The 21,380-nt window shown below is 41.3% G+C and carries 15 protein-coding genes; 11 read left to right on the top strand and 4 right to left on the bottom strand.

All coding sequences use genetic code 11. The features are described 5' to 3' along the window. Nucleotides 1-14 precede the first annotated feature (14 nt). The 3 genes from mnmA to JWR61_RS16560 all read left to right on the top strand — a co-directional run bounded on the left by mnmA (nucleotide 15) and on the right by JWR61_RS16560 (nucleotide 3,937). Nucleotides 15-1,130 (top strand): tRNA 2-thiouridine(34) synthase MnmA, encoded by a 1,116-nt coding sequence (mnmA, locus tag JWR61_RS16570; protein ID WP_301928862.1) that lies wholly within the window; start codon nucleotides 15-17, stop codon nucleotides 1,128-1,130. 32 nt (nucleotides 1,131-1,162) lie between these two features. Next, nucleotides 1,163-1,900: a hypothetical protein gene (locus JWR61_RS16565; protein ID WP_290335600.1), complete on the top strand. Its 738-nt coding sequence runs from the start codon at nucleotides 1,163-1,165 to the stop codon at nucleotides 1,898-1,900. A 66-nt stretch (nucleotides 1,901-1,966) separates the two neighbouring features. Next, the gene (locus JWR61_RS16560; protein WP_301928861.1) at nucleotides 1,967-3,937 is read left to right on the top strand and encodes a S8 family serine peptidase; all 1,971 of its coding nucleotides are present in this window, start codon (nucleotides 1,967-1,969) and stop codon (nucleotides 3,935-3,937) included. On the opposite strand, the gene JWR61_RS16555 is transcribed toward JWR61_RS16560, so the two are convergent. From JWR61_RS16555 to JWR61_RS16545, 3 genes are all read right to left on the bottom strand, one after another. Then, a complete protein-coding gene (locus tag JWR61_RS16555; protein ID WP_301928860.1) occupies nucleotides 3,934-5,130 on the bottom strand; it encodes an Fmu (Sun) domain-containing protein in 1,197 nt (398 codons plus the stop codon). The two genes, JWR61_RS16560 and JWR61_RS16555, sit on opposite strands and share 4 nt — an antisense overlap. Before the next feature lie 57 nt (nucleotides 5,131-5,187). Then, nucleotides 5,188-6,408 (bottom strand): 2-oxoglutarate dehydrogenase complex dihydrolipoyllysine-residue succinyltransferase, encoded by a 1,221-nt coding sequence (odhB, locus tag JWR61_RS16550; RefSeq protein WP_301928859.1) that lies wholly within the window; start codon nucleotides 6,406-6,408, stop codon nucleotides 5,188-5,190. Nucleotides 6,409-6,554: 146 nt separating this feature from the next. Then, nucleotides 6,555-9,320, bottom strand: a complete 2,766-nt coding sequence (locus tag JWR61_RS16545; protein ID WP_301928858.1) for a 2-oxoglutarate dehydrogenase E1 component — start codon at nucleotides 9,318-9,320, stop codon at nucleotides 6,555-6,557. 408 nt (nucleotides 9,321-9,728) lie between these two features. Between JWR61_RS16545 and rpsT the strand changes: the two genes are divergently transcribed. The 8 genes from rpsT (at nucleotide 9,729) to JWR61_RS16505 (ending at nucleotide 18,123) form a co-directional block, all read left to right on the top strand. Next, nucleotides 9,729-9,992: a 30S ribosomal protein S20 gene (rpsT, locus tag JWR61_RS16540; protein ID WP_290335594.1), complete on the top strand. Its 264-nt coding sequence runs from the start codon at nucleotides 9,729-9,731 to the stop codon at nucleotides 9,990-9,992. A 218-nt stretch (nucleotides 9,993-10,210) separates the two neighbouring features. Beyond that, complete coding sequence (locus JWR61_RS16535) at nucleotides 10,211-10,564, top strand: hypothetical protein (protein ID WP_301928857.1); 354 nt, start codon at nucleotides 10,211-10,213, stop codon at nucleotides 10,562-10,564. Nucleotides 10,565-10,842: 278 nt separating this feature from the next. Further along, on the top strand, nucleotides 10,843-12,669 hold the full coding sequence (aspS, locus tag JWR61_RS16530; RefSeq protein WP_301928856.1) for an aspartate--tRNA ligase: 1,827 nt from the start codon (nucleotides 10,843-10,845) through the stop codon (nucleotides 12,667-12,669). 119 nt (nucleotides 12,670-12,788) lie between these two features. Then, nucleotides 12,789-13,655, top strand: a complete 867-nt coding sequence (locus tag JWR61_RS16525) for an alpha/beta hydrolase (RefSeq protein ID WP_301928855.1) — start codon at nucleotides 12,789-12,791, stop codon at nucleotides 13,653-13,655. 56 nt (nucleotides 13,656-13,711) lie between these two features. Then, nucleotides 13,712-14,986 (top strand): hypothetical protein, encoded by a 1,275-nt coding sequence (locus tag JWR61_RS16520; protein ID WP_301928854.1) that lies wholly within the window; start codon nucleotides 13,712-13,714, stop codon nucleotides 14,984-14,986. 245 nt (nucleotides 14,987-15,231) lie between these two features. After that, nucleotides 15,232-16,491, top strand: coding sequence for a replication-associated recombination protein A (locus JWR61_RS16515; RefSeq protein ID WP_301928853.1), 1,260 nt, complete (start codon nucleotides 15,232-15,234; stop codon nucleotides 16,489-16,491). Beyond that, complete coding sequence (locus JWR61_RS16510; RefSeq protein ID WP_301928852.1) at nucleotides 16,481-16,867, top strand: group III truncated hemoglobin; 387 nt, start codon at nucleotides 16,481-16,483, stop codon at nucleotides 16,865-16,867. The genes JWR61_RS16515 and JWR61_RS16510 overlap by 11 nt, the downstream gene beginning before the upstream one ends. A gap of 281 nt (nucleotides 16,868-17,148) precedes the next feature. Further along, complete coding sequence (locus JWR61_RS16505) at nucleotides 17,149-18,123, top strand: hypothetical protein (protein WP_301928851.1); 975 nt, start codon at nucleotides 17,149-17,151, stop codon at nucleotides 18,121-18,123. A 334-nt stretch (nucleotides 18,124-18,457) separates the two neighbouring features. Here the strand turns inward: JWR61_RS16505 and uvrA are convergent, their stop codons facing one another. Then, nucleotides 18,458-21,328 carry an excinuclease ABC subunit UvrA gene (gene uvrA / locus JWR61_RS16500; RefSeq protein ID WP_301928850.1) on the bottom strand — a complete coding sequence of 957 codons (2,871 nt, stop codon included), beginning with the start codon at nucleotides 21,326-21,328 and terminating at the stop codon, nucleotides 18,458-18,460. Between the last annotated feature and the right edge of the window lie 52 nt (nucleotides 21,329-21,380).

Genomic DNA, 21,380 nt, shown 5'->3' with positions numbered 1-21,380 from the left:
CGAAGAATTTCGATATGAGTAAAAAAGGTAAAGTTTTGATGGCCATGAGTGGCGGAATTGACAGCACAGTTGCTGCATTGATGCTGCACAAGGAAGGGTATGAAGTGGTGGGTATTACCATGAAAACATGGGATTACGCTACGAGTGTGGGCACTACCGGTAAAAAAGAAACCGGATGCTGTAACCTGGATAGTTTTAATGATGCAAGGCAGGCAGCAGTACAGCACGGCTTTCCACATTTTATACTGGACATAAGGGAAGAATTTGGTGATTTTGTGATTGATAATTTTGTTGAAGAATACATCGCAGGACGCACTCCCAATCCATGCGTAATGTGCAATACACATATTAAATGGCGGGCGCTTTTAAAAAGAGCCGATGCGCTTGGATGCGAATTTATTGCTACCGGCCATTACGCCCAGATTCACCAGCACACCAATGGACGTTATTTTATCCGCAAGGGTATTGACGAAACCAAGGACCAGAGTTATGTTTTATGGGGTCTTCAGCAGGACCTCCTGAGCCGTACCCTGCTACCCCTGGGCACTTATCATAAAACGGCTATCCGGCAGATGGCGCATGATTTTGGCTATCCCGAACTGGCCAGGAAGGCAGAAAGCTATGAAATTTGTTTTGTGCCCGACAATGATTACCGGGGCTTTTTAAAACGCAATGTAGCAGGGCTGGAGGAAAGAGTTGCGGGTGGGAATTTTACGGATAAAGCCGGTAATATTTTAGGACAACACAAAGGTTATCCTTTTTATACCATCGGGCAAAGAAAAGGTCTTGATATTGCGCTTGGCAAACCCGCCTTCGTAACAGCCATCGATCCCGATACCAATACGATTGTGCTGGGCGAAGAAGATGATTTAAAAGGCAATGAAATGCAGGTGGCGAAAATTAACTGGATCAAGTACGAAGGGGTAACGGAAGGCATGGAATTAATAACTAAAATAAGATATAAAGATAAAGGCGCAAATAGCACCCTCCACACATACCAAAACGGGGTAACTGTTCGTTTTAGTGAATACGTAAAAGGTATTACTCCCGGGCAAAGTGCTGTTTTTTATGAAAACGACGATGTAGTTGGCGGCGGCATCATTCAACGGGCGGAGCAGCCTTTTACATAAAATCAGGGTCTGATTAATAACCTATCTGTTTTATGAAAAAAAATATTTTATTAGCCGGTTTGGCACTCGCCATCATTTGCAGCGCCTGCAAAAAAACCGAAGAGTTCAAAACAGACAGCATTAGTGATTACGCTCCGCTGGAAATAGGCAAATACATTACTTACCAGCTGGACTCCCTTATACTGGCCGACAATATTACTCCCAATGATACAGTGATGACTTACCAGGTAAAACATTTGGTGCAGGATACTGTAACCGATAACCTTGGCAGAAAAGGGTTTAGCATCAGGCGCTTTATAAGAAAAAAATCTACTGACGAATGGATTGCGGACAATACTTTTTTTGCTATCAATACAGGTGATTCATATGAATTTGTGGAAAATAATTTTCGCTTTATCAAATTAAAAATGCCCATTCAAAATGGTTTTACCTGGCGTGGAAATTCTTACATCGATGCCAACTCCTCTTACTCAGATTACAATTATTATGACGGATGGGATTATGCATATGACAGCCTGAATGCACCATTGCAGCTTGGCTCTTTAACAGTTGACAGTACTTTAAAAGTATTTGAAACAGACCAGGTAATTGGTAATCCCAATGACCCTGCAGTTTTAACTGAAACAGATTTCAGCGTATCCAATTATGGTAAAGGCATTGGTTTAATATATCACCGCTTTCTTCACCAGGAGTACCAGCCCGCAAGACCCGGTGTAGCTGCCTATAAATTAGGTTATGGTATTACACTCACCATGATTGACCACAATTAGCGGCCCACCGCTTTCAATAATTCTTTTTAAATTTGATACCTGATCAGCAGGTTAATCAAAGTACAAATGAAGAAACTACCGCTTTTTTTTTACGTCGCTTTAATTGCATTCCACACCGATAGTTTCGCCCAGTTTTCCCGTTACGTTATTCAGTTAAAAGATAAAAACGGCTCTTCGTTTTCAACCAGCAATCCGTCACAGTTTTTAACCCGACGGGCTATTGACAGAAGGACTAGATACAATATCAGTATAGATGAAACAGATGTACCTGTTACGCCTGCCTATATAGACAGCATCCGTTTATCCGGCACTGTAACCATTCTCAGCGTAAGTAAATGGTTTAACCAGGTGTGTATACAAACCAGTGATAATGGGGCTTTAAACAAAATCAATGCTTTTTCTTTTGTAAAAAACACCAGCCCGGTTGCAGCAAGATTTTTGAGTTTACATCGTGATAAACAACCGGATAGTGTAGCAGCAGCTATACCTGCTGATGTAACCAGCAGACCTCAAAGTCCGGCCGGTTTTTACAATTATGGCGTTGCTTACCCTCAGGTGCATTTACACAATGCTGAATTCTTACACAATCATGGCTTCAGGGGCGAAGGAATGCAAATGGCGATTATGGATGCCGGGTTTTATCATTATCAAAGCTTACCTACATTTGATAGCATTCGCAACAACAACCAGGTATTGGAAACATGGGATTTTGTCGCAGGTAATGCAAGTGTAAACGAAGACTTTGCGCATGGCATGAATTGCTTAAGTACCATTGCTGCCAATATGCCTGGTGTATTTGTAGGTACGGCGCCAAAAACATCTTTCTATCTATATCGTACAGAAGACATCAGCAGCGAATATCCGGTAGAAGAACATAACTGGGTTTCGGCGGCAGAACGGGCGGATAGTTTAGGAGCAGATGTATTTTCTGTTTCGTTGGGCTACAGCACTTTTGATAATCCCATTTTTAATTACAACTATGCTAACATGGACGGCAATACCACTACAATTGCCAGAGCGGCAGACCTTGCCGCAAAAAAAGGAATCTTAATGGTTGCTGCTGCGGGCAACGAAGGTGCAAGCAACTGGCATTACGTTACCACTCCTGCGGATGCTGATAGTGTGCTGGCTGTAGGGGCAGTTGATACAAGCAGGCAGGTTGCAGGCTTCAGCAGTTATGGCCCTTCCAGTGACGGCCAGGTAAAACCCACTGTTGCTGCAGTGGGCGTTCGTGCGGTAATAGCTGACGCTAACAGTGGTAACCCGGCTTATGGCTCCGGAACATCGTTTGCCTGCCCTATCATGGCTGGTATTACAACCTGTTTGTGGCAGGCTTTTCCGGAAGTAAGCAATATGCAGATTATTGATGCGCTCGGGCGCTCGGCAGATAAATTTACTACGCCCAACGATCGCACCGGTTATGGTGTTCCAGATGTAAAAAATGCGTTTGTGATGCTGATAAAAAAATTATACGCTCAACAAATTACGCCAGGTAGCAATTGCGATATTAAGTTGCAACTGGATATTAAAACGGCTGCGGATATGTTTGTGGATATAGAAAGAAAACTGCCGGGCGAAACATCCTACACAACACTTTCAACTTTAAAAACCAGTAACATCGACTTTACAAAAAAAACCTTCAGTTATACCGATGATTTGAGCGCTATAAAAAACAGTCTGGCAATAGAATATCGTTTCAAAATGACCATTGCTTCCGACACCAGCTTTTACCTGGATTCGGCCTCTGTGAATTATACCCCCAATTGTAATACAGTAAATCTTATAGAAAAAATAAGCATCAATCCCAACCCTGCAGTTGAAAATATTTTTATTTCTGTAACAAGAAATACTGCTGTCAATACCTCAATAGAACTATATAATGGCAGCGGGCAAAAAGTGTACAGCCTGGTGAAACAGCCTGTAAGTGGAACGAAAATTTTTTCTATACCTGTAAAGCAATTGAGCCGGGGAGTGTATTTTGTCACCGTTCTTATCAATGATAAAAAAGTCATTACAAAAAAAGTAATTGTACCCTAATCCGCCTCGTTTTTAAATACGGCTACAAACATGCTATCAGCTCTTCTACCGAAGCCTTCCAGTATTTCCTGGTGCAGTAAATCTAAATGCAGTGTATCTTGTATAAAACCAGCAACGGCTTCGTTCTCTTCCCTGAATACGGAACAGGTTATGTAAATAAATATGCCCCCTTTTTTAAGATGCGGCACCACATTGCCTGCAATTCTTTTTTGTATGCCGCTGTATTTTTTGAGATCGTCTAAATCAAAAAAAGACAATTGTTCCGGCGTTCTGCTCCAGGTGCCGCTTCCCGTACAGGGTGCATCGCAAATGATCAGTTCATAATCCCTGGCGGGTGGTGAAAAATTGGTATCGCCCACATCTGCAATAAAATAATTGTATTGCTTAATACCGGCTTTTTTAAACCGCTGATGGAGGTTCATTACAATTCCCGGACGGATATCTGAAATAGTAAGATCTAGTTTATGTTTTAATGTATCCAATAACAGAATTGACTTACCGCCGCTGGCAGCACAGCAGTCCCAGGTAATGATTCCCTTATTGCCGACTGTGCTTCCCAATAACCCGTCTTCATTCACCTGCAAATAATTTAACACCCGCTGCGAATTGTAATCCTGCACCACCACTTCTTTATCAATAATAAAAAAATCATCCACATTCACAGCAGCCGGAAGCTGAATACACGCGGTACCAATCAACTGGTAATCGAGTTTAGATTTTTCCAGTTTTTTTGTGGTAGTGACTTTGCATTGTGGACGAATACGCAAAAAAAGAAGTGGCTGTACCAGCATTGACAGGCAGTATTTTTCAACAGTGATACCATCACTCAATTCCGAACCAAAAGGGAAAATGTCAGCTATCAAAAACTGATCTTTTACCAGTGCCAGCTTTTTTTCTAATGGCCAACTTATTTTGTCATGCCATTCAGGAATTATTTTTTCAGCAAAATCAGTGGATTCTTTTTCACATAAAAAAAAAGCCAGTTTTATTTTTTGTTCCGCTGAACAATTGCGCATGGCAAAACCAAGGCGGAAGTAATTGTAACAAAGTGAAGCAATATGTTTACGGTCTTTTGAACCGTACTTTTTTTCTTTGCTAAAAAAAGATTTGATGAAAATGGCAAAAGGCTGATCGCCTTTATACAACTCAACCAATTTTATTGTTGTGTTTATATAGGAGTGAAAACGGCTCATAATATACAAAATATACACGGCTGGCAAAACCAGCCGTGCTAATAAAATGTAAAATATTTATAGTTCAAGTAAACTTTTCACAGGATCTTTTCCGAATAAAAGCAAGGCAGGATTTTCGAGCAGTTCTTTTACCCGTACCAAAAAACTTACCGATTCCCGCCCATCTATGATACGGTGATCGTAGCTCAAAGCCAGGTACATCATGGGTTTTATTACTACCTGCCCGTTGATCGCCATAGGCCTGTCCTGTATTTTATGCATTCCCAAAATAGCGCTTTGTGGAATATTGATGATTGGAGTGCTCATTAAAGATCCGAAAACTCCACCATTGGTAATGGTGAAAGTACCTCCGCTCATTTCTTCAATTGTTAACTTATTCTCTTTCGCTTTTGTTGCCAGTTCCACTACCTTCTTTTCTATTTCAGCCATGCTCAAACTTTCGGCATTCCTTATAACGGGTACCACCAGGCCTTTTGGAGCAGACACAGCAATTGAGATATCGCAATAATTATGGTACTGAATACCTTCCCCGTCTATCATGGCATTTACTGCAGGCCATTCCTGTAATGCAAAGCAACAGGCTTTAGTAAAAAAACTCATAAAGCCAAGATTTACTCCATGGCTTTCTTTAAATTTATCTTTATTTTTTGCCCTTATGTCCATGATGGCACTCATATCCACTTCATTAAAAGTGGTGAGCATCGCGGTGGTATTTTTAGCTTCCACCAGTCTGCGGCTGATTGTTTTGCGCAGGTTGCTCATTTTTTCTGTACGCTTCTCCCGGCCAAACAACTCAACGCCAGGCTTTCTGCCGGGATTATTGATGGCTTCAAGCACATCCTGTTTTACAATGCGGCCATTGCTGCCGCTGGGAACCACAGTTTTAACGTCTACTTTTTTATCCGCTATGATAGCCGCTGCTACCGGCGTTGCTTTTACATCTGCTTCAATTGCTTTAGGTGCTGCTACAGGCTCTGTTGCAGCTGCTTTTATTGGTTCTGCCACAACCGCAGCCGGCGCTGCTTTTCCTTCAGGTTTGGCTGCTTCCGTATCGATACTGCAGGCTATATCACCGATCTTCAATGTATCTCCTTCCACCGCAATTGTTTTTAACACACCAGCCTGTTCCGCATTGATTTCAAAAGTGGCTTTTTCACTTTCCAGTTCAGCAATTACTTCATCCCTGTCCACATATTCACCGTCTTTTTTTAGCCACTTAACGAGCGTAACTTCCGTTATACTTTCTCCTACAGAAGGTACCTTTATTTCTATTGCCATTGTTATTATTTAATGTTGTGCGAATTTCGGTTAATCTTGTCAATAAAAAAACAGCAGCCATTTAAATTAATCCTTCTAGAACTGCTTTAGTTTCAGGATAAAAAAACCGGCAATAAGCCGGTTTTGAATTCTGTTTTTAGAGATAATTAAATACTGAACGCTGTATCAATTATTTCAGCCTGTTCCTTAGCATGAATTTTAGCATAACCTGTAGCAGTTGATGCGCTTTGTACCCTGCTGATGATAAAGAAATTAATGTTCTTTAAATTCATGCGCAAAAAGCTGGCAGCACCCATGTTCAGCGGCTCTTCCTGCACCCAATGCCAGATGGCTTTGCTGTATTTGCTATATAATTCATCCAGCTGTTTTTGTGGTGTGGGGTAAATTTGTTCCAGTCGCACAATGGCCACATCTTTACGGTTCTCTTTCTGCTGCCTTTCAGCAAGGTCAAAATATATTTTACCTGAACAGAATAATACTTTTTTTACTTCAGCGGCATCGTTTACAAACACATCGTCTATCACCTCTTTAAATTTTCCATTAGTAAAATCACTGGCTGAACTGTAGCTGCCTGGATGACGAAGATTTGCCTTGGGCGAAAAATTAATTAAAGGCTTTCTGAACGACCAGCAAAGCTGCCTGCGCAAGGCGTGGAAAAAATTGGCGGCTGTAGTAATATTGGTGATTACTATATTCAATTCGGCACACATTTGTAAAAAACGTTCCATCCTGGCGCTGCTGTGTTCTGGTCCCTGTCCTTCATAGCCATGCGGCAGCAGCATTACCACGCCATTCATACGTTGCCACTTGGTTTCAGCTGCAACAATAAACTGGTCAATCATAGTCTGTGCGCCATTACAGAAGTCGCCAAACTGCGCCTCCCAAATTACCAGTGCATTTGGGTTGGCCATAGAATAACCATATTCAAAACCCAGCACCGCATATTCACTCAGTAATGAATTATAAATGCGGAAAGGTGCCTGCATTTCTGTGAAATGATCCAGTCGGCTATATTCATTGTTATTATTTTCATCTCTCAAAATGGCATGCCGGTGACTAAAAGTTCCCCGTTGAACATCCTGACCACTCATACGCACATCCTTGCCTTCAATTAATAAACTGCCGTAGGCCATCAGTTCTGCTGTAGCCCAGTCTACTTTATGCTCATCGTTGTACAATTTTATTTTATCCTGCAGCAGCTTCTCTACTTTGCGCAAGGGTTTAAAATCTGCAGGCCATTTCATTAACCCATCAAACAATAATTTAAAATTGGTTTCGCTGATAGCGGTTACCGGGGACGTTTCAAAATCCAACGGCGTGGCTTTGCGTAAACTTTTCCACCACAGTTCGGGTTTTTGGAAAGTATAAGGCAATGGATGTTGTTTTACCTCATCCAGTCTTTCCTGCAGGTCTGCCAAAAACTTTTTCTCCATTTCCTTAGCCAGTTCCTGGGCGTCCGCCTCGCCATTTTGTATCAGGTACTGGGTGTATACTTCCCTTGGATTAAGGTGCTTATCAATTAACGCATATAACTGAGGTTGCGTAAACTTCGGTTCGTCGCCTTCGTTGTGACCATGCTTGCGGTAGCAAACCATATCCACGAAAATATCACTGTTAAATTCCTGCCTGTATTTAGTTGCAATTTGTACTGCCTTTACCACCATTTCCGGGTCATCGCCATTTACGTGTAATACCGGCGCTTTTACCATTGCGGCAATAGAAGTACAATAATCCGAACTGCGTGCGTCCTCAAAATCTGTAGTGAAGCCTATCTGGTTATTGATTACAAAGTGAATGGTTCCCCCTGTATAATATCCCTTCAGGTTGCACATCTGCAACACTTCATATACCACACCCTGCCCTGCAACGGATGCATCTCCATGAATTAATATCGGTAATATTTTATCAAAATCACTGTTGTACAATACATCTGCTTTACTCCTGGCAAAGCCCACTACAACAGGGTCCACCGCTTCAAGATGCGACGGGTTGGGACAAAGTTTTAAATTGATTTTATTCCCCAGATCGGTTTCTACTTCACTGCTATAGCCAAGGTGATACTTTACGTCCCCAGACCCCATGGTTGTATCAGGTGTTGCCGTGCCTTCAAATTCATTAAAAATATTTTCATAGGTTTTGCCCATAATGTTGGCCAGGATATTCAACCTGCCGCGGTGGGCCATACCGATCACCACTTCCTGCACATTGTTGGCAGATGCAGTATTAATGATGGCATCCAGTGCCGCAATGGTTGTTTCACCTCCTTCCAGCGAAAATCTTTTTTGACCGATGTATTTAGTATGAAGGAATTTTTCAAACATTACCCCCTCATTCAATTTCTGTAATATCCTCTTCTTTTGCTCCAGAGATAAGGGCTCCAGCATAGTATGCTCAACCGCGTTAATAATCCAGTCCCTTTTCCTCCGGCTGTTAATGGCACTGAACTCAACACCTACGTGTGTTGTATAGCATCGTTGTAAATGGCTAACAATATTTTTAAGGGACGTTTTACCCAGGCCTACAAATCTTCCAGATTCAAATTCTGTTGACAGGTCTGCTTCAGAGAAGCCAAAATTTTCCAGCCCCAGGTTAGCCTTCCGATCCTTTCTCTCTCGAATGGGATTGGTGCTGGCTATTAAATGACCTTTTCGCCGATAGGCTAAAATTAACTGGTATACATTAAATTCCTTGTCCAGCTGAACCGTATCTGTCTGCGCTTTATCTGCTGTTACCCCATTTGTTGCTGCAGGCTTTCCGTTACCATTGCCATTGTAGTTACTTACGGCAAAATCAAAGCCTTCAAAAAAGTTGCGCATCTCTGCATCAACACTTTCCGGATTTTTTATAAAGTCATTGTATAAATTTTCGATGTAGGCGGGATGGGCATTCGTGATGTATTGAAAATCCTTCATGGTAAATTAGAAAATTATTTATTTTATCGCTGCAAATTGTGTCTGCAAATATCGGTTTTTATAAACAGATAGTAAACGCATTTTAATTAAAATTGTTATAAACATTGCCCTTAAAAAGCATCTTTAAATACTTTTGGCAGGTCTCATAAAACATGAATTGTTTCAGGCTTTTAATTTGACAGAAACAGTGCCAATAAAAAATTAAACTCGTTAGTGAAACGGATATGGCATGAAAATACGCCAATTCAGTACGGGATTGTATGAAGTCAAGTCATATAGGAAACCGATTTTTTCAAATAAAACAAGTTGATTTTCAGCATGTAAGCGCATTTTTGAAAATTACTACCGTTATATTGTTTGTTTCTTATTATATACCCTTATCTTTGCAGCCCAAAAATAGATTTAAAAATGGCAAATCACGCAGCAACCAAAAAAGATGTCCGTCAAAGCACCAAACGCAATGAGCGTAACCGTTATTACGGTAAAACAACGCGTAATGCAATACGTGATATCAGGGCAATAGATAATAAAGAAGGAGCCGCAGAAAAATTACCATCTGTTACCGCCATGATTGATAAACTGGCAAAACGCGGTACCATTCATAAGAATAAGGCTGCTAATTTAAAAAGCAAGCTGGCCAGAAAAGTGAATGCGCTTTCTGCAGTAAAATAATTTTTACTTTTAATCATATCATTTAAAAGCCTGTTGAATATCATTCGGCAGGCTTTTTTTATGGAACTATCTCTCTCCCGAAATCTTGTGGTCAATAAATTTGGTGCAGGCAGGCAACACCCGGCATACCTGTATTGTGAATGATATATATTCGCATTTCAACAATTAACTACTGCATGAGCAACGAAGTGTACTCCATTCCGATAAAATATCGTAAAATGGAAAATCTGCACATTGTATTCTGGCTTTTGAAAGATATCAGCTGGTGCATGATCTGGAAGCCGCTGGGTATTGCCATGATTTTCCCCACCCTCATCATTGCTATTGTGATCGCCTTCCGTACAAGGCAATTCATGAGTGAAGTATGTCACAATGTGGCTATTGTTGTTTGGATTACCGCCAACTCCTACTGGATGATCAGCGAATTTTTACACTTTGACGGCAATCCACTATTTGGAGAATTTACCTACAAACATTTAGCAATTATTCCTTTTATGATAGGTTTAATAATTTTGGCCTATTATTATCTATGGTGGAAGCCAAAACATCCAATGGTAATGGAAACGATGTAAACATTTGCCCCCCTTAGTTTTACTCCAAAAAGATGAAACTATTCCAATGCATCGCTTGTACTTAATATGGACATTCCCACAAAACAACCCCCCTGCGCTAAAATCATTTACCTCTACACTTTCTATTTGTATATTTGCAGCCGCTTGATAAAAGCCTTATAGCAGTACCATACCTGAACGGAGCGTCGCCCATGCAGCTTCACCAGGGCTCAACTGCTGGTTCCAAAATAAAATTAACGCCCGGTTTTGTTTCAGCAATACGGACTAAAAAAAAACATATGTACAGATCGCATACCTGCGGTGAATTAAGAATTACCGATGTAAAAAAAGAAATTACCCTCAGTGGCTGGGTGCAAACCATCCGCAAGTTTGGCAGCATTACTTTTGTTGATCTCCGCGACCGGTATGGTATTACACAATTGTTGTTTGCCGAAAACCTGAATGCACAGCTGGACGCTAATCCACTGGGGCGTGAGTTTGTTTTACAGGTGAAAGGAACTGTGAATGAACGCAGCAATAAAAATGCAAACATTCCAACAGGGGAAATTGAAATTGCAGTGAGCGAGTTTACCATTTTAAATAAATCGGCCGTACCTCCATTTTCTATACAGGATGATACAGATGGCGGCGATGAACTGCGGATGAAATACCGTTTTTTGGATTTGCGCAGAAACATGGTGAAGAAAAACCTGGAACTGCGCTATGCGGTTGGCCGAAGCACCCGCAATTACCTGCATGAAAATAATTTCATGGATATTGAAACACCCTTCCTGATAAAATCTACTCCGGAAGGTGCGAGGGATTTTGTGGTGCCAAGCAGGATGACCCCCGGCCAGTTTTATGCTTTGCCACAAAGTCCGCAAACGTTTAAACAATTACTGATGGTGAGTGGTTACGACCGTTACTACCAGATTGTAAAATGTTTCAGGGATGAGGATCTTAGAGCTGACCGCCAGCCTGAGTTTACACAGATAGATTGTGAGATGAGTTTTGTGGAGCAGGAAGATATTTTAAACATGTTTGAAGGCCTGGTAAAGCGCATTTTTAAAGACGTAAAAAATATAGATTATACTGATGTGGTTGAACGTATGACCTGGGAAGAAGCGATGTGGAATTATGGCAATGATAAACCAGACATTCGTTTTGAAATAAAAATAGCCAACCTCAAATTTCCGCAGCATACTTTTCCGTCAAAAGCTTCCCAGGCTGCATTGATCGGTGGCGTTGGCTTTGGTGTATTTGACGATGCCGAAACAGTTTTGGCTATTGCCATACCCGGCTGCAGCGAATACACACGCAAGCAAACGGATGAACTGACGGAGTGGGTAAAACGTCCGCAAATAGGCATGAAGGGATTGGTATTTATTAAATGCAATGCCGATGGTACTTACAAGAGCAGCGTAGATAAATTTTATAGTCCCGAAAAATTAAAAGCCATTGCAGATGCGGCCAATGCAAAAGCAGGCGATTTAATTTTAATACTGGCGGGCGCAGAAGAACGCACCAGGAAAGCCGCCAGCGACCTGCGCATGTACATGGCCGATAAACTGGGCATGCGTAAAACAGATGAATTTAAATTATTGTGGGTACTGGATTTTCCGTTATTTGAATATGCTGAAGATGATAACCGGTGGGTGGCAAGGCATCATCCGTTTACTTCACCCAAACCGGATCATATTGACGTTATGATCAACAACAACCCGGTGATTGAAGATGCCTCCAAATACCTGGAACATCCTTATGCAGGAATTAAAGCCAATGCGTATGACATGGTATTAAATGGCAATGAAATTGGTGGCGGAAGCATCCGTATTTTTCAACGGGCTTTGCAGGAAAAAATGTTTGCAGCGCTGGGCATGGATGAAGCAGAACAACACCACAAATTTGGCTTTTTATTGGGCGCCTTTGAATATGGCGCACCGCCTCATGGCGGCCTGGCATTTGGTTTCGATCGCTTATGTGCTATTCTTGGCGGCAGTGAAAGCATCCGTGATTTTATTGCTTTTCCAAAAAATAACAGTGGCCGGGATGTGATGCTGGATGCGCCAAGCACTATTGATGAAAAGCAGTTTGATGAGTTGCAGATAAAGTTGAATTTAAAATAAAAACTGATAAAGAAATAAAAAGCTGTCAGTCTGCTGACAGCTTTTTTAATGCCCATACATTTCGGTATAATTTTTCCTTAACAATTTTGTGGCTAACTTTCTGGTTAATATTTATCAGCATGACATTTTTCAAGTACAGTTCTGTTATACTTTTTTTCCTTGCACTGGCTTCCTGTAAAAAAGATACATCTACGGCAAACACCGTTGCAGCAGTCAATCAAACCAATATTGCTTATGGTACTGATCCGTTGCAAAAAATGGATATATTTCTGCCGGCTGACAGAACCGCCTTAACCACAAAAGTGATAGTAACCATACATGGCGGTTCGTGGACGAGCGGCGACAAAAAAGATCTGACCGGTTACATCGATTCGCTGAAAAGAAGATTGCCGGCATATGCTATTTTCAATATCAATTATCGTTTGTCAGCCTATCCAAACAATGTTTTTCCTGCGCAGGAAAACGACGTAAAAGCGGCGCTGGATTTTATTTACAGTAAATCCGCTGAATATTTAATTTCTGATAAGTATGCGTTGGTTGGTGTAAGCGCCGGCGCTCATTTGGCTATGTTGCAGGGCTTTAAATATACTTCACCGGTAAAGCCAAAAGTGGTTGCTTCATTTTCCGGACCGGCTGATTTATTTGAAATGTACAATCATCCTGCAGGTGGTAACTCAATTATTTCGCTGGCATTAGCGCAGGCCGTTGGCAATACACCTACGCAGGATTCTTTGTTATACGCCACTTCCAGCCCGGTCAATTTTATTACCAGTACATCGCCGCCGACCATCCTTTTTTACGGGGGTGCAGATCCTTTGGTTAGTGTATCACAGGCAACAGAAGTACAAACAAAACTGGTGAGTGCAGGCGTTACCAATCAATATGTTTTTTACCCGGGTGCGGCCCATATCGGCTTTTGGGATAACGCTACCATGTTTGATGCCTTCAATAAATTACAGGCATTTATTGAAACCAATGTTTTGTGACAAAGCATTTAATTTTGCTACAGGTCGTAGCGCAACATCGTCATTCACTTTATCTCATGAAAAAAATTTACTGGTTTATAATACTACTACTGTTGTGTTGTAGTGGGTTTGCACAAACAGATTCCGCAGTCTATTCAAAATTTACCACAGAACAAAACCGGGCAAAATTTTATAACAACCTTGTTAAAAACTCCATCAGTAAAAATTTATCGCTGCCGTTAAATGACAGTACAGAAGAAAATTGGGAAGACGCGTTTAGTGCCATGGAATTGATTTATTATCAGCAACCCTGGACCAATTTTAAATTGAAAACAGCCGCCGACAGTCTTCTGAAACGAAGTTCGGAATTTCAAAGAAGCTATATTGAACTACTGTATGCAACCGGTCAGACAACCTATGGCAAACAGGTAAATGAATTATTCAGAACCACTGCCAACGGCAAAATAATCGCCATGTGCGCTGAGTATTTATTGATTGCCGATACATCTGCAACCAACAAAAATTATGTTACCAAAATGGTAGCCCAAAGAATGAACCAGCTAAGCCAGGATGAAAATTTTATGGTGGCGATGCATTTGCATAAACGGCTGGAAGATACTTATCAAACAAAAAAAATAGTTGCTTCATCTTTTAAGCCGTTGTTTAAACAAGGGTATTTAAAAGGCAATACAGTTGTGTATAGTATTCAACGAAAAAACAGGGATTACACCGGCATGCTTGTTATAAAAGATACAGCGGGCAATTTTGTAACTGACTCCAGCGGACAAATTTTCACGCTGCCACAACTGGCAAGAAGCCTTAGTAACATGCCGTACTATTTAACCAATGGTAATACGCCACAAGGCATTTACCGGATGCATGGCTTTGATAAAAGCCGCAGCAGCTTCATTGGCCCTACTGAAAATCTGCAACTCACCATGCCCGGCGAAACTTCTATCCGCCATTTTTTAAAAGACAGCAGCATTACTGATACGGCCTGGAAACCCGCCTGGTATCAAAAACTGCTGCCACCGGCATTGGTTAACTATAGCCCTTTATACGAAAGTTATTTTGCCGGTACTGCTGGCCGGACTGAAATTATTGCACATGGAACCGCTGTTGATACTGAATTTTACAAAGGGCAAAAATATTATCCATATACACCCACGGCTGGTTGCCTGTGCACAAAAGAACGCTGGAATGCAGACGGAAAACGCATTGTAAGCGATCAGCAAAAATTAGCTGATGCAGTAAAAGCAGCAGGTGGCGCAGATGGTTACCTGGTTGTAATAGAATTGAACGATGTACAAAAGCCAGTAAGCGCCGGAGATATTTTGCCATTATTGCAATAAGATATCTTTCAGTAATTTTTTGTCCTGACTTTTGTGCTGCTATTAATCTTCATATGCGTCGCACACTTGTACTATTTATTTTTATTGAACAATCCTAACTTGCCGGCAATCATCATTATGATCGCATTGGTTAAAATGTGTACGGTGAACTATTGACGCGTCTAAAAATATTCCCTGCCAGCAGTAAAATAAATTTTCAAACTTTATTAAGAAGGAAGGCTGAAAAAACGATTTACCTTTATGGTATGAGTGTAGCTCCGTTAGCAGAAAGAATGCGGCCGCAAAATTTGGATGAACTGGCAGGTCAGCAACACCTTACTGGCAAAGGAAGTATTTTACGTACGGCCATCGAGCAGGGCAAGCTTCCTTCTATGATTTTATGGGGCCCGCCCGGCGTTGGTAAAACTACCATTGCCAACATCATCGCCCACACTTTAAAAGTTCCCTTTTATACACTCAGCGCTATTTCCTCCGGTGTTAAAGAAGTGAGGGAAGTAATTGAAGACGCTAAAACAAAACCCGGCGCTATTCTTTTTATTGATGAAATTCACCGTTTTAATAAAGGCCAGCAGGACGCATTGCTGGGGGCTGTGGAAAAAGGCGTCATAAGGCTGATTGGTGCTACAACAGAAAATCCTTCCTTTGAGGTAAACAGCGCTTTGCTAAGCCGCTGCCAGGTGTATGTTTTAAAAGCGCTTGACAAAAATGAACTGATTGGCCTGTTGAAAGACGTGCTGAAAAAAGATGCCGTATTAAGCAAAAAAAATATTGATCTAAAAGAAACAGAAGCCTTGCTTACCATCAGCGGCGGTGATGCCCGTAAACTGCTGAACCTGCTGGAATTGGTAACTGACGTGCTGGATAATAATGCTGTAATTACAGATGAGGTTGTAATGGAAATTGCCCAGCAACGAATTGCATTGTATGATAAAAAAGGCGAACAGCACTACGACATTATTTCTGCATTTATAAAAAGTATGCGGGGCAGCGATCCCAATGGCGCAGTTTATTGGCTGGCAAGAATGATTGAAGGCGGTGAAGATGTAAAATTTATTGCACGCCGCATGGTGATATTTGCGAGTGAAGATATTGGCAATGCCAATCCAAATGCCTTGTTGCTGGCAACAAGTACTTTCCAGGCAGTGAGTATGATTGGTTATCCTGAAAGCCGGATTATTCTGTCGCAATGCGCTACTTATTTAGCGGGCAGCGCCAAAAGCAATGCTGCATATGCTGCTATCAGCGGCGCTTTGACAGTAGTTGCACAAACCGGCGATCTTCCGGTACCACTTCATTTACGAAATGCACCTACCAGGTTGATGAAAGAAATGAATTATGGTAAAGAATATCAATATGCTCATCAATTCCAGGATAATTTTATCTTGCAGGAATACTTACCTGATAAACTAAAAGGCACACCGTTTTATGTTCCGCAAAAAAATCCCCGTGAAGAAGAAATAAGAAAGTTTTTAAAAGAAAGATGGAAAACTAAATATGGGTACTAAAAAAGATATCACCTCACGGGAAGACATTGAGCAACTTGTAGCAGCATTTTATGAGCAGGTAAAAACAGATGATACCATTGGATTTATTTTTACCGATGTAGTAAAAATTAACTGGGAACATCACATCCCATTGATTGTGGATTTTTGGGAATCCATCTTATTGGATAATCCCGTGTACACAAAAAATGCAATGGAAGTACATTATGTACTGAACAAAAAAATGCCATTGCAAAAGGCCCATTTTGCTAAATGGGTATTGTTGTTTTGTACTGCTGTTGATGATTTGTTCGAGGGCAAAATAGCAGCCCTTGCTAAAACACGCGCCAAATCTATCGCTGCATTAATGCAGTTTAAAATGGCTGATGCTAATAAGTAATGCAAGCTCGCAGCATTTTCCTGCCAGATCCTGAAGGGACGCATTCAAGATTAACCTTCCCACCTGCATTGTCACTTTTCGTTTATATAAACTGATTGTTTATACCACTTCCCGGGCTAAATAGCAGCACTTGCTGAGTTTTCCACAATAACTTTTCTTACAAGTGTACCGGTACAATAATTAAAGCAGGCTGGCGTTTTACTCATCAGATGCATTTTTTTATAGTTTATGTAACTATTTAAACGCGTATCCAACACCAATATCCAAAAATCCGGCAAGGCATGAAAAATCGTCTACACTATTTTATTTACAGGTTTTTTATAACGATTTGTCTTACTGCAATATTCACAAGGCCAACCTACGCTCAATCATTACTGCTGGGTAACCGGGTAGAAATTGGCTTAAACTTTGGCCCCACATTTTTCCTTGGCGATCTGGGAGGCCATCGTGGCTATGGAACTACTTTCGTGAAAGATTTAAATATTCCGCTAACAAAATTGATGAAGGGCGCCTTTATAAGTGTTTCTCCAAACGAATGGCTCGGTTTTAGGTTGGCTGCTCAATACACCTACCTTGCGGGAGAAGATAAGATCATTGCTACCAATGGAAGACCTGAATCATTCCGAAAAGGCCGCAATCTTGATTTCAGAAGTGATGTATGGGAAGCATATGGCGCAATCGAATTTTTTCCACTAATGTATTTACACCGGGGTGAAGAAGATTATGAACCCAAAGTAAGGCCCTATGTTTTTGGCGGGGCGGGTCTTTTTCATTTTAATCCCCAGGGATCACTCACTGATCAAAACGGCAACAAAACCTGGCATTATTTACAACCGCTGCATACCGAAGGAGAAGGCTTTGCCGAATATCCTGAAAGGAAAAATTACAAACTTACCCAGGTGAACATACCGGTAGGTGGAGGCTTGAAATACTTGCTGACAGACAATATCAATTTAAGCGGGGAGTTATTATACAGAAAAACCTTTACAGACTATATCGATGACGTAAGTACAACTTATATTGACTACCACTTATTTAATAAATATTTATCGGCGGCGGATGCCAATATTGCTACCGCGATTTCAGATAAATCAACTGGCGTTCTTACAAGGACAGATCCAGGTTTTCAGCGGGGTAATCCAAAAAATTATGATGCCTACTTTTCATTATTATTTAAAGTCGGAATAAGAATCGGTGGCGGTAGTGGCGATGATGCCAATGCCGTGGCGCATACAAGGTGCCCTGCAAGATTTTAAAATAGAAATTAAAAAAATAGACCAATTAAATATGAAAAACAATTTACATTCCAATCCCCTTATTTTTAAGATGATTGTTTTGGTGACCTGTTTTATGCTGGTGATGCTATACAACAAATCAAAAGGAGGTTAATCAGCTAATTTATTATTAAGAAAGAATTTACGTATGCCGGCGGGGACGTTCTGCATGTGTCAGTAAAATAATGCTTACCCTCTAATGATCAATAATGAACTAAATGGCAAAGAGATAAAACGGAAATGACCAGTAGCTTCTGCATATGCGTGCAAATGCTTACCCCTGAAACCACAATTCTAATTTCCTGATTATCCTTTGTCATTTTTTCAATTCTGCTTTTAGAAACTTTCCGGTAAAACTTTCTTTTACTTTTACCAGGTCTTCCGGAACACCTTCAAATAACACCAGTCCGCCACCATCTCCACCTTCAGGGCCAATATCAATGATGTGATCGGCCACTTTTATCACATCCATATTATGCTCAATTACCAGCACACTATTACCCCTGTCAACCAATTTATTTATCACTTCCAGCAAATGCTGTATATCCTGAAAATGTAAACCTGTAGTAGGTTCATCTAAAATATAAAATGTTTTTCCGGTATCTTTTTTACCCAGTTCGGTTGATAACTTTACCCGTTGTGCTTCGCCACCACTAAGGGTTACAGCGCTCTGGCCAAGCGTTATATAGCCCAATCCAACTTCCTTCAGCACTTTTATTTTTCGGTAGATAAAAGGCACCGCCTGGAAAAATTCTACTGCTTCATCCACCGTCATATCCAGCACATCACTAATTGATTTTCCCTTGTATCTTATTTCCAGTGTTTCCCTGTTGTACCGCTTGCCATTGCATTTTTCGCAATGCACATATACATCCGGTAAAAAATTCATTTCTATCACCCGCATGCCACCGCCTTCACACACTTCACAACGTCCGCTCTTGACGTTAAATGAAAAACGCCCCGCTGTATAGCCACGGATTTTAGCTTCCGGCACTGTCGCAAACAGGGTCCTTATATCAGTAAAAAATCCGCAATAGGTAGCAGGATTACTTCTTGGTGTACGGCCTATCGGACTTTGATCAATTTCAATTACTTTATCAATATGTTCCAAACCTTTAATGGACTTGTACTCAAGCGGATTGGCCTTGGAATTATAGCAATATTTGTTCAGCAGAGGATACAAGGTTTCATTGATCAGGGTCGACTTTCCACTACCGCTTACACCGGTAACCACAATCAGTTTCCCCAGCGGAAACGTTACCGAAACATTTTTTAAATTGTTTCCTTTTACTCCTGTCAATTCTATAAACTTGCCGTTGCCCTTTCTTCTTTCTTTTGGAATCTCAATACTTTTTTCGCCGCTTAAATATTTGGCTGTTTCTGATTTGGATAATAACACTTCATCCGGTGTTCCCATGGCAACAATTTCACCGCCATGCGTACCCGCCTTGGGGCCAATATCCACCAGGTAATCACTTGCGAGCATAATGTCCTTGTCATGCTCTACCACCAGCACACTGTTGCCAATATCACGCAAGTTCTGCAATGCTGAAATCAGCCGCTGATTATCCCGCTGATGCAAACCAATACTCGGTTCATCCAAAATGTACGTTATGCCCTGTAACTGGCTTCCAATCTGCGTTGCCAGCCTTATGCGCTGACTTTCGCCACCGCTCAGTGTTTTTGAAGGACGGTACAAGGTAAGGTAGGTTAATCCAACGTCCAGTAAAAACTGTAATCTTTCCCTTATCTCTTTCAGCACATCTTTGGCAATGGCATTTTGTTTATTGCTCAGCCTTTTTTCAATGCTGGCGAACCAAGTAGCCAGCTTATCCAAATTCATATTGCTCAGTTCGGCGATGTTCTTTTCGTCTACTTTAAACCAAAGACTTTCTTTTCTTAGCCTGCTGCCGTTACAGGTGCCGCATTCTTTCAGCTGCATAAATTTTTCCACCCAATCCCGCAACGCTTCTCCACTATTAGGCGATGCGAACCATCTTTTCAGCATCGGTATAATGCCTTCGTAACTGCCGGTATATTCCAAAGGAACAGTTTCATCACTCAGGTCAAGCTCCAGCGCAGGATTAATTTGCTGGTCGCCATAAAGCAGCAAATTTAATTGCTCCGGCGGAAGGTCCTTCAGCGGTTTATCTAAATTGATCTTATATTTCCTGGCAAATACCAGCACCTGCTGAAACACACTGGCATCCCGCTCTTCACCCAATGGTACGATGGCTCCATCTTTTACACTTTTTGTTTTGTCAGGCAGCACTTCATCCATATCAATTGTATAAACCGTTCCCAGGCCCTTACAGGTAGGGCAGGCACCATACGGGCTATTAAAAGAAAAGGCATTGGGGCTGGGTTCTTCATAACTGATACCGGTTTCTTCGCACATTAACTGCTTGCTGTACTGCACCGTTTTATTGTCATCATTGATCAATAAAAACATCAGGTCTTTACCTACCTGCAAAGTCTTTTGCACGCTCTGGCTCAGCCTTACCTTCATGTCATCCGTTACAGCCAGCCGGTCAACCACCACTTCTATATCGTGAATTTTATACCGGTCGATTTGCATTTTTGCCACCAGGTCTTTTACTTCGCCATCTATGCGAACCTTTAAATATCCCTTCTTGCGAATATCTTCAAACAACTCCCTGTAATGGCCCTTACGCCCACGCACCAATGGCGCAAGCAGACTGATCTTTTTATTTTTAAATTTTGCAAAGATGTTACTTACGATTTCTTCTTCACTAAACTTCACCATTTTTTTCCCAGTGTTGTAGCTGTAAGCTTCGCCCACCCTTGCGTATAACAAGCGCAGGAAATCATAGATCTCTGTGATGGTGCCTACAGTGCTTCGTGGATTTTTATTGGTCGTTTTTTGCTCAATTGAAATTACGGGAGAAAGTCCAGTGATCTTATCCACATCCGGACGCTCCATATCGCCTACAAACTGCCTTGCATAAGCGCTGAAACTTTCCATATAACGGCGCTGACCTTCGTTGTAAATAGTATCAAAGGCAAGTGATGATTTACCACTGCCACTAACGCCTGTAAACACCACCAATTGATTTTTGGGAATTTTTATATCGATGTCCTTGAGGTTGTGCTCCCTGGCACCAAACACTTCAATAAATTCGTTGGGGATGATATCTTCTGAGAGCCCTTTTTTTACTTTCGCCATGTATTATTTTACTGAGTTGCAAAGATACAAAACAAAAAGGCGAGGGTTTAGT

Source organism: Ferruginibacter sp. (genome assembly GCF_028288465.1).
GTDB lineage: Bacteria > Bacteroidota > Bacteroidia > Chitinophagales > Chitinophagaceae > Ferruginibacter.
This window is presented reverse-complemented; position numbering and strand designations above follow the sequence as displayed.